This window comes from Mycobacterium sp. 852002-51971_SCH5477799-a, assembly GCF_001667145.1.
GTDB lineage: Bacteria > Actinomycetota > Actinomycetes > Mycobacteriales > Mycobacteriaceae > Mycobacterium.
Map to the genome: position 1 here is coordinate 1 of NZ_LZIF01000023.1, position 9,634 is coordinate 9,634.

Annotated in this window: 10 protein-coding genes and 1 pseudogene; 8 read left to right on the top strand and 3 right to left on the bottom strand. The window is 62.9% G+C overall.

The window, feature by feature from the left end:
- Window positions 1-183: 183 nt before the first annotated feature.
- A complete protein-coding gene (locus A5753_RS02110; protein WP_197694555.1) occupies window positions 184-1,095 on the top strand; it encodes a helix-turn-helix domain-containing protein in 912 nt (303 codons plus the stop codon).
- Between the two features lie 467 nt (window positions 1,096-1,562).
- Window positions 1,563-1,997 (top strand): transposase, encoded by a 435-nt coding sequence (locus tag A5753_RS02115; RefSeq protein ID WP_369829284.1) that lies wholly within the window; start codon window positions 1,563-1,565, stop codon window positions 1,995-1,997.
- A 239-nt stretch (window positions 1,998-2,236) separates the two neighbouring features.
- Here A5753_RS02115 and A5753_RS02120 read toward each other — a convergent pair whose 3' ends face one another.
- The 3 genes from A5753_RS02120 to A5753_RS02130 all read right to left on the bottom strand — a co-directional run bounded on the left by A5753_RS02120 (window position 2,237) and on the right by A5753_RS02130 (window position 4,998).
- A complete protein-coding gene (locus A5753_RS02120) occupies window positions 2,237-3,127 on the bottom strand; it encodes an SAM-dependent methyltransferase (RefSeq protein WP_067122814.1) in 891 nt (296 codons plus the stop codon).
- 201 nt (window positions 3,128-3,328) lie between these two features.
- Window positions 3,329-4,099 (bottom strand): hypothetical protein, encoded by a 771-nt coding sequence (locus A5753_RS02125; RefSeq protein ID WP_231989964.1) that lies wholly within the window; start codon window positions 4,097-4,099, stop codon window positions 3,329-3,331.
- A gap of 260 nt (window positions 4,100-4,359) precedes the next feature.
- Complete coding sequence (locus A5753_RS02130) at window positions 4,360-4,998, bottom strand: TetR/AcrR family transcriptional regulator (RefSeq protein WP_082971126.1); 639 nt, start codon at window positions 4,996-4,998, stop codon at window positions 4,360-4,362.
- A 984-nt stretch (window positions 4,999-5,982) separates the two neighbouring features.
- On the opposite strand from A5753_RS02130, the pseudogene A5753_RS25130 reads away from it, so the two are divergent.
- From A5753_RS25130 to A5753_RS02155, 6 genes and pseudogenes are all read left to right on the top strand, one after another.
- Window positions 5,983-6,123, top strand: a pseudogene (locus A5753_RS25130) (hypothetical protein); the annotation flags it as partial.
- The gene (locus tag A5753_RS24185) at window positions 6,117-6,275 is read left to right on the top strand and encodes a hypothetical protein (protein ID WP_156655882.1); all 159 of its coding nucleotides are present in this window, start codon (window positions 6,117-6,119) and stop codon (window positions 6,273-6,275) included. The pseudogene A5753_RS25130 and the gene A5753_RS24185, both read left to right, overlap by 7 nt.
- Entirely contained in the window at window positions 6,275-6,712 is a 438-nt protein-coding gene (locus A5753_RS02140) for a cytochrome P450 (RefSeq protein ID WP_067122805.1), read from the top strand. Before A5753_RS24185 ends, A5753_RS02140 begins: the two co-directional genes overlap by 1 nt.
- 161 nt (window positions 6,713-6,873) lie before the next feature.
- Complete coding sequence (locus A5753_RS24495; protein WP_197694557.1) at window positions 6,874-7,482, top strand: Mce protein; 609 nt, start codon at window positions 6,874-6,876, stop codon at window positions 7,480-7,482.
- Between the two features lie 35 nt (window positions 7,483-7,517).
- Complete coding sequence (locus tag A5753_RS02150) at window positions 7,518-8,186, top strand: hypothetical protein (RefSeq protein WP_067122808.1); 669 nt, start codon at window positions 7,518-7,520, stop codon at window positions 8,184-8,186.
- Between the two features lie 213 nt (window positions 8,187-8,399).
- A partial coding sequence (locus A5753_RS02155; RefSeq protein ID WP_231989965.1) for an MCE family protein occupies window positions 8,400-9,634 on the top strand: 1,235 nt, incomplete at its 3' end.

A 9,634-nucleotide genomic window follows, 5' to 3' on the forward strand; every position in this document is an offset into this window, starting at 1 on the left:
CGCACGCACTGCAACGCTGCAGGGACCTGACTCAGCGGGCGCTGGAAAAAAGGCCTCGGCCGCCGGGAGCCCTGACCGTCGGCAAGCGCAAACCCCCGAGATGCGCTAGTATTTCAGCAGCATCGCTGGGCACTGGGTTTTGAGGTTGCGGCTCGGCGCATTCGACATCTGGAGGTTGCTCGCTTGCCCATTAATCCGTCACCGGCGGTACAGCGAGCTGCTCAGGTGCTCTGGTACCTGGCCGAGCACCCCTCTGAAGCCCACACGGTCTCCCAGCTGTCACGCACCCTGAACATCCCCCGGGCCACCTGCGATTCGATCCTGCAGGCGCTGACTCAACAAGGCTTTGCGAATCGCCGCAACCACGACATGGGCTACGAACTGGGTGCGTCCTGCCTGGCGCTGGCCAGCGCGGCCCAGGCCACTAACCCCGTGCTCAACATGGCCAACCGGCAGGCCGACCGACTCGCGCGAGACCTCCAGGCCTGCGTCGTGGTATCCACCATCATTGATGGGGAGGCGAGGGCAGTCACCGTCTTCGACCGGGGACCCGCCACCTTACTCCGGGCACGCGTCGGTCAGGCGATCCCGTTGACCCCGCCCTTCGGAGTGGTCTTTGTGGCATGGGACTCGGCAACAAGCGAGCACTGGCTGAAACGCGGCGGGTCAGAAACGCACCAGGCCGAGGCGGAGCGATGGCGTCAGTCCCTGCAGTTCGCCCGCCGACACGGTTACAGCTTCTCGGTTTTCGCTACCCCCGGAGTTCCCTTCGGACGCGTCCTCGAAGAACTGTTGGAAGTCCCCGACTCCGAACCGTACCGCCGCACCCGCGACGAGTTGATCGACCAGCTACGCCACAGCGAATACCTCGCGACCCAGCTCGACCACAACACAGAGACCCAACTCATTCAGCTGTCGGCCCCGGTGTTCGACGCGGACGGGGCCGTGGCCGCCTCACTCATGGTGCTCGGCTCGATGCGCCCGATGCGCGGCGAGGAGGTGGAAACCCTCGGTCGACGGGTAGTCCAAGCCGCCGACCAGGCGACCACCACGGCACGCGAACTGCGACTCGGCGAGCCGGCCGCCGGAATCTGACTCAACGCCCACACCATCAAATAGCAACTACCGTGGACCGCCGCTCCGGCGCGACAAGTCGCAAACACTCGCCGACCGCGCCACCGCCGCCCAGGCACAGGCTGCCGGGATGCGCCGCCCCAACGGTCCAGGGGCTTACCGCCGCTCGCGCTGAAGCCGACCTGCTCGCTCGCGGCGCAGTTCAGCGTCGTACCGCGGCTGCCGCCCCGAAATCGCTGCACACCACCGCAATCAGACGCGCTCGTGGCGTGATTGGCTCAGGCGGCGAGACTGGGCTCATCTGAAAGGGGCCGATCGAATTCGTTTATTGTGGTTTCTGTGGAGGTCCGGCTGCGTTCCAGTTCTCATTCCATCAAACCCCATCACGCAGGACCAGCCGGCGCCGACCGAATAGCATGCAACCTTGAGCTCGGTTAAGCGCGCACATCAGCAACTTACGTACCTTCGCCTGCTTTTCTCTACCGGCAATCGTGCGCAAGGTGTACTGCTGCGCGATCCTGGACTGCTTCTCGCGCATGATCGTGGCCCGCACCTTCTCGACGACCGCTGACACCGCACTGGTCAATAACGCGGTCAATATGGCGGCGGATAACCGAACACGAAGTGGGTCAACGATTCTGCACGCTGACCACGGCACCCGGTTTACGTCTTGGAGCTTCGGGGAGAACATGCGACGATGGGGCCTGCTCGGTTCGTTTGGCACCGTGGGCGACTGCTTCGACAATGCGGCCATGGAGTCATTCTGGGCGCGGATGCAGGTCGAATTGCTCAACACCCGAAGATGGGCCACCACCATCGAGTTAGCCGCCGCCATGGCCGATTACATCGACAACTTCTACAACGTCGAACGGCGCCACAGCTACCTCGGTAACATCAGTCCCACAGAGTTCGAAACGCTCTGAACGTCCACCTATTCGATCCCTCAACTCGCATAACCGGCTCGAAACGGCGGAGACAGATCACCCGGATCAACCGATCGTGGTCAGGCCAGAGGGCTCTGGTGACTCCTGCTTTTGATTCGCGGTACCGTCTTGAATACGTTGCAATTTACTGCACCGTAGTGACGACTCCCGAAACTAGAATTTCTCATAGGAGCGTCGTTCACGGTCTTAAGCACCTGGGTTTTCGCAGCCCTGTCGCATCAGTAGTCCAGCACGGCAGTGATGTATCCCGGACCGGTCGGTGGGCCCGGTTCGTCGTCCGGCGGCGCGAACCCGTTGGCGACGTACGCATCTATGGCAGAGATGACTGATGCGCGCCAGCCGTGGGTGGCCAGGTACTCCCGGGCGCTGTTCCGTTCGGCCGGGTCAAACAATTCGGTGAGGTCGACGTTGCTACCGGCCCGGTTCAAACGCCCGGTGAGTTGATTGGCCCAGTCACCGCTCATGGCCGTCGAATCGATATCGTCGGTTGCCAGGCGGCTTCCCTGCGCCGACAGGGCGGTGATGTTGTCCAGCAAGCGGTCCTGAGCCTGCGGCGACAGATACATGAGCAGGCCTTCGGCGATCCAAGCCGTCGGTCGGGTCGCGTCAAATCCGCTGGCGCGCAGCGCCTGGGGCCAGTCACCGCGCAGGTCGACGCCGACGGTGCGCAGATCGGCAGCCGGTGTGACTCCCAGAGCGGCGAGCGTGGCGGTCTTAAACTCAATGACCCGTGGCTGGTCGATTTCCAGGACGATGGACTCGGCGGCCCACTTCAGGCGGTAGGCCCGAGTGTCGAGACCGGAGGCCAAGATAACCGCTTGGCGGATACCGGACTCGCCGGCCACAGTGAAGAAGTCATCGAAAAACCTTGTGCGCACGACAATCGGTTCACACAAGCGACGCAGGTCCACCCCCGATTCACCCAGCGCGCCGTCGGCGAACCGACTGCAGGAATCCAGCCCGACGGCCTTGACGAGGGCGTCGGCGTACGGGTCGTTGATCAGCGGATCGGGCTGCTTGGTGGCTAGCGCACGCGCTGCAGCGACAAGAGTCGCCGTTGTGCCCACGCTGGACGCGAGATCCCAGGTGTCGTCGTCTGTCCGCGCCATTTCTCTCCTGCGGTCCTTCTCCATTGGGCGATCGGAACCCCCACCGCGCTTAGCCTCACAGCAAGGTACGTAGAGCACGCTGCCGAAGCCCACCATGCCCGCCACCGAACCAGTGTTGAGGATGACCCCGCCACTCGCCTGCTTCTTGAACGGGCGGATCGCATACTTACTGCCGTAGAAGACACCAGTGACGTCAATCACTCACGTGAATCGGCGTCCGGTCAGCATGAAGTCGAACTGCCTGTTGAGCATCTTCCATCCCCAGATCAAGGTAAACCACGGCGCAACGAGCCATAGACCGTTGAGAACGATGAACTTCACCCACAGGTCCACGAAGTTACTGGTGTTCACGGAGGGAAAGCCACCGATGATTTCCCGTAGGTAGTAATAGATAGTGATCGTCAGGTCGACGACCGCTGCAGACATGAGCAACAGGGTGCCACGGGAATTGGTGTACTTCGACCGGAAGAGCAGTATCAAGCCGGTGACCGCAATGCAGGCGTTGGTGACGGAAATGCATTCGAGCGCCACGAGATTCGCTGGGGCCGTGAGGTATTTGGTGTCGCCGCCGTCGATGTAGACGTACCACGGGTAGGCCCACATGTCCTTCTGGTGGCCCGGCAGGTATGGGTGGGTGAACAACCAAGGCAGTTCCCACGTCAGGTTCGTCACCCGCGCAGAAATCATGAAGGTGAGCACGGCTGCGGTCAGTCGCTGAAAAGGAGTCCAGTTTCGCAACGAACGGTAGGGCAGGAACGCCGCGGCGAACCCCCCTAGGTACGCGATGCAGCCATTGACCGACATGATGCTGCCGACCAGGCGTCGGTCGAAGCCAACTTCGAAGACCAACACCATGCACAGCGGGAAGCTGATGGCGAAGGATCCGAATAAGAGAAGCCACGTAAGCCGCAGTGGCCTTGAGCGCGGCACGGTCACGATCGGGCTGCTCGACTCCACCTTGGGGTCGAACACCCCATGCTTCGTCGGGGAAGCGCTCGTAGTCATCGGTCTCCTTTACGTGGTCACGGCCCGACGCTCACCGGGCCGCACAGGTCCGCAGGCTCTCTCGTAGAACACGATTCTTGGAACTAGAATCGCGTTCTACAGATCATAGAGTTACGGCTTCGCCGCACGCAATGCATCACAGCAGGGAAGTTCATCGACCGAACCTGGGGATGCCCAGCGGCTACCGGCGTTGTACTGCCTCGCCGGCCCCGGCGACGACGTCGTCCTCAGCCACCCGCTGCTAAACAAATGCGCAGGTGTTCGACGACCTCGTCTGCAACGGCGTCGGCACGTCGATCCCGATTCGAGTTGACCCACTCCGTCATCCAGATCTGCAGCGTCGAAATGATCATCGAGGCGACGATCGAGGGTCTGAGGTCCCGGATCTCACCTCTGCGCCGAGCTTCGTCGGCAAGGTTGCCGAGCAGGTGCATGCCAGATTGCCACGCGTGTCGCCGCGCGTGCTCACCGCGGACCGCGGTCCCCCAACTAAGACCTCCGGTCAGGTGCAACTCCAGAAAGTTGGGATGGTTCGCAAGGAACATGACCTCGGCTCGCGCGCTTGCCAGAAGTTTCTCGAAGGGAGATTCAAGGGGTTCGATCAACGTCATCACGGCGCTGCGGAACTCATCCATCCGTTGCGAGTTGAGCGCATCCCAGATAGCCGCTTTGCTGGGGAAATACTTGTAGAGGGTGCCCAGAGCCACGCCAGCGGTCTCGGCGATGGCATTGACCTTGGTCTGGTCGAAGCCGGACCTCGCGAATTCCAGCTCGGCGGCCGCCAGGATCTGCTGCCGATAAAGATCTCGGCGCGCGCCGGGCAGGTCATCAATCACGTGCGACGCCGAGCTGTCGAGGTCCGACATCCAAGACCCCCTTGCTTTCACCGTCACCATTGGACAGTGCCTGCGCTCATTGCGCGGCACGGCGACTGGATTCTAGCGGCGTGGACGCCTCACGCGCAGGCCCGGCGCCCGACGGCTAATGGACGATCGCCCTGGGCGTGTAGGCGGCGATGGCGACGTCGTATCCGGCCTGCCGCCGGGCCCGCGCCCACCCCGGTCAGAGGAGCGACATCGCCACGGCTACCCACCGCGATGATGACAATCCGGCTCATCGGTTCACCGCCACGACACGGCCGAAGATGGCGACCAGGTCTTCACCGCACGCACGAACGTCGAAGCCGGGTTCGCGCAGGACCTTCTCCACCACGCCATCGACCGCACGCGTAGGGCGACGGCCATCGACGCGAGTGGGAAATCGCCGAATTCCCCACCTTGTTGCCCCGCAGTCAGATCAGTATGACGGAAATTGTAAAAAGAAGAGCAAACCTCAGTCGCCGAATATTTGGCCTCCTTTGAGCAAGCGTGGGCGACACCCACGGGTCGATGGCCTGCTGGAGTTGCTGCATCCGGACATCACTTACGTCCAACCGCTGCTGCCGGGTGGTGCACCAGAGCTCGAATAGCGCGGACGCGACCAACCTGTCGGGCGAGCAGCAATCGGGGACACTCGCCGCGGATGCTGGCGATCAAAGCGTGTAGCCGTCTCGCCGCTGCCGTTCGATCGCCATCCTGACGATCCGCCGGTCGGCCGGCCGAGGATCGAAGGGGAACCCAGCGCACGCCAGCCGAGCTAAGGCCGACCATCTGTCAGCATGTCACCAATCTTCTCGAATCTTGTTGCACAGAGCCATTTTGGCAGCTACTGTGCTCAAATGGCATCTTGTACGCTGAAATACCAGCAGCAGGGATGAACTTTGGAGGGGCCGGACGCTTTCATGGCAGGAATTCTCGAAACCGACCGATTGGTGATCGACGGTCTGCCGAGGCCCCCCGCTTCCGGTCGAGAACCCGGCGACCGAAGAGGTCTTGACCCGCGTTCCGACCGCGGACGACGGGCAGATCGACACGGCCATCGCCGCGGCGCGCAACTCCTTCGATACCGACGTATGGGCGATCGCTCACGCACGCAGCGTATTTCGATGCTGATGACCATGGCGCAGTGGCTGGCCGACCACCGCGAAGAACTTGTCGAGACCGCTGTCCGCGAGGTCAGCGCCGTGCGCACGCTAGCGAGGTTGGCGCAGGACGACATGGCGATCGACCAGGCATACCTGCTGTCCGAACTGTCGCCGTCATAATGGGTATCGTCGCGCCGATCGCCGAGGCCCGCCGTGCCGAACCCCGCGACGACCTCGTCAGCATGCTCGTCACCGAGGAATACGCCGATGATGACGGTAGCCGGCATCGGCTTTCCGATGGCGAGGTGCAGTTGTTCTCGCTACTTCTTCTGGCCGCCGGTTCAGGCACCACCTGGAAGCAAAGCTTCATTACCATGCTCACTCTGCTGCAACGGCCCGACTGGCTGGCCCGGTTAACCGCCGATCCCACGCTGGTGCGCGGTTTCGTCGGCGAGACGGTGCGTTGGATGCCGATCGACCCGGCGTTCGCGCGGTTCGCGACGCGCGACACTGAGCGCTGCCAAGGGAGTCGTCTCCTGTCGCGCAGATGTGCGAGCCCGAACCAAAGGAGGTGGGGCAAGTGGCAAAGTGGCGCCGCAATCGGCCGCTCGGGGTGACCAGCCCGTCTGGCGGGGAAGACCTCGGCGTCGCGACGGCGGACGCCGACTGCGCAGAATCACGCGACCCTTCCGCCGCAGGCTCTTCAACCGACGCTGCGTTGGACCCGTCGTACGCCGCGGGCGATCCCACCGCTGCGGACGGCGCCGCCGACAAGTTGGTGTCCGCGCCGCAACCCACCACCACCTCAGACGATCAGACCGACGAGCCGACAAATGAATCGGACCTCGTCGACGATGAGAGCCCCTCGGCCGGGGCGACCGAGGCGAGTCAACAACGACGACGTCAGCTGCGCGTCGCCTCGCTCGTATCGGTCATCCTTTTCGCAGCGGTCGCCGCCACGGCTAGCTGGACCGGATATCGAGCCTATGACACACATCGGATCGAGCAGGAGCAAGCTCGGATCGTAGACGTCGCTCGCCAGTCAGCCCTCAACCTGGCGAATATCGACTGGACGCACGTTCAAGCCGACGTCCAGCGCATCGTCGACTCGTCGACAGGCGCCTTCTTGAATGACTTTCAGCAGCGGTCACCCGCGTTCAGCGACTTCGTGCACAAGGCTCAATCGAAATCCGTGGCCACGATCCGTTCTGCGGGCCTGGAATCTAACGACGGTCACGTGGCAAAAGTCATCGTCGCGATGTCGGTGGACGTTACCGCTGCCAACGCCCCGCCCGAGCAGCAGCCCCGCTCTTGGCGTGTGCGGCTCTCGGTACAGAAGATGCCAGATGGGGGCTTGAAGATTTCGAATGTGGAGTTCGTCCCATGACCGCTCGCCAGTCAACTGCTACGGACTCTGCACGCTTGGACCAAGATTCCGCTGCGACAAGTGCTGCTTCGAACGACGAAGCCAAAGAGCCGGCCTGTCTCGATGAGTCCAACAGCGACGAGTCCGCAGAATCCGCCACGCCCACCGACACCGAGGCCGAGGCCGAGGCCGAGGCCGAGGCCGAGGCCGAAACCGACGGTGCCAAAAGATCGGCGCTCCGAGAGCGTCTTTACCGGCTGATCGTGTTTACCGCATTGCCCCTACTGACCATTGGTGTGGGCAGTGCCGCTGGATTTTTCAAGTTCGTCGGCGATACCGCAGCCGCGACGCAGCAAGCCCGCATCGAGGCAACCGGCGTCGCTCGCGACGGGACGGTCGCGTTGTTCCAGTACCAGGCGAGTTCCGTCGACAGGGACCTTGAGGCCGCACGCAGCCGACTCACCGGTGAGTTTCGTGACGAGTACACCAAGCTCATTAATGACGTCGCGATCCCCGGCGCGAAGCATTATCAAGTCTCGACGCTGGTGAACGTGCGTGCGGTCGCGGTCATTCAGGCCGCTCCCACGCATGTGCAGACGCTCGTGTTCGTCAATCAGAACGTCACCGTGGGCACGAGACCGCCCACCGACACCTCGTTCGCGGCGAAGGTCAGTCTCGATAAGGTCGATGGCCACTGGCTGATATCTGGATTCGAGCCCATCTGACATGGCGGTGATTCAGCTTCTTCGATATCCGGCGAGCCTGTCTTCGCACGCGTGGTCACCCCATGCCGCAGCCTCGTTGACACCCGTGGTTGCAGCAGACAACAAGCGGCTGAACGACAGTGTGGTGGCCAACGTCGACTGTCGGCAGCGGACATGACAAACCGTCGTCGCAGGCTGGGCCCGGGGTGGTGGGCTCTCATTCTCATACTCATTGTGGCCTCCTTCGCCACCACGGTCGGGTTGGCATTTTCGGGGAAACTTGTGTCCTCGGTCCCGATCACCGTCACCTCCGATCGCGCGGGCCTCGTCATGGATCCCGGTGCAAAGGTCAAACTTCGAGGCATTCAGGTGGGGCGGGTGGCATCGGTGGCCTTGCGGCCCGGCGGGGTTTCGCTACGGCTGGATCTCGATCCCGATCAGGTCCGATTCATTCCGGCCAACGTCCAGGCGCAGATTCGAGCCACCACGATATTTGGCGCGAAGTTCGTCGACCTCATACCGCCCGCAGAGCCGGAACGCCGCACCATCAGCGCCGGGTCAGTCATTCCATCTCGAAACGTCACCACTGAGGTCAACACCGTCTTCGAGAACCTGACGAGCGTACTCGCTCAGGTTGAGCCGACCAAGATCAATGCGGTGTTGACCACGCTGGCTGATGCTCTAAGGGGCAAAGGCGAGCGGCTGGGCACGGCGACCACCGCCGCTCTGGACGTGGTCACCGCCCTTAACGACCGCAGCGACACGTTGCGCCGCGACCTCGAGGCGGCGGCCACCGTCACCGACACCTATGGCGCCGCCAGCCAGCACCTCATCTCTGCGTTGTCCGCGACGACGACCACGAGTTCGACCATCACACGACAAGCCAAGGACCTCGACGAGGCACTATTGGCCGCGATTGGACTGGCTGACACCGGTATTGATCTATTCGGGCGCACCCAATCGGACTTCGTCGCAGCGAACACAAAGTTACCGGCGACCACAGGCCTGCTCAACAAGTACCATCCGTCCTACACCTGCCTCCTGCAAGGTCTCGACTGGCTGGCCACCAAGGGCAGCCCAGACTCCAACGGGTTCAGCACGGTCACCGACGCCTCGCTGCTGGGGTTCGCCACCGACCCTTATCGCTACCCGGACAACCTTCCGATCATCAGGGCCAAGGGCGGCCCCGACGGCAAGCCGGGCTGTAACGGCCTACCTCGTCCGGACCTGAACATGCCGATCCGATACTTGGTGACCGACACCGGATTTGGGACCGGCTTGGACTTGCGGCCCAATCCCGGCATCGCTCACCCGTGGCTACTCAACTACTTCCCGGTGACCAAGGCTGTCCCCGAACCGCCGCGCATCTACGGTGCGGGGCCACCGGCCATCGGCCCCGTGCCCTATCCCGGTGCACCGCCTTACGGCGCACCGCTTTTCGGGCCCGATGGAACCCCACTGTGGGCACC

What these genes read in the sequence shown, in the direction of transcription:
- A5753_RS02120 (WP_067122814.1), bottom strand. Translation starts at nt 3,127, where the DNA reads ATGGCGCGGACAGACGACGACACCTGGGATCTCGCGTCCAGCGTGGGC.
- A5753_RS02130 (WP_082971126.1), bottom strand. Translation starts at nt 4,998, where the DNA reads ATGTCGGACCTCGACAGCTCGGCGTCGCACGTGATTGATGACCTGCCC.
- A5753_RS24185 (WP_156655882.1), top strand. Translation starts at nt 6,117, where the DNA reads ATGCTGATGACCATGGCGCAGTGGCTGGCCGACCACCGCGAAGAACTT.
- A5753_RS02140 (WP_067122805.1), top strand. Translation starts at nt 6,275, where the DNA reads ATGGGTATCGTCGCGCCGATCGCCGAGGCCCGCCGTGCCGAACCCCGC.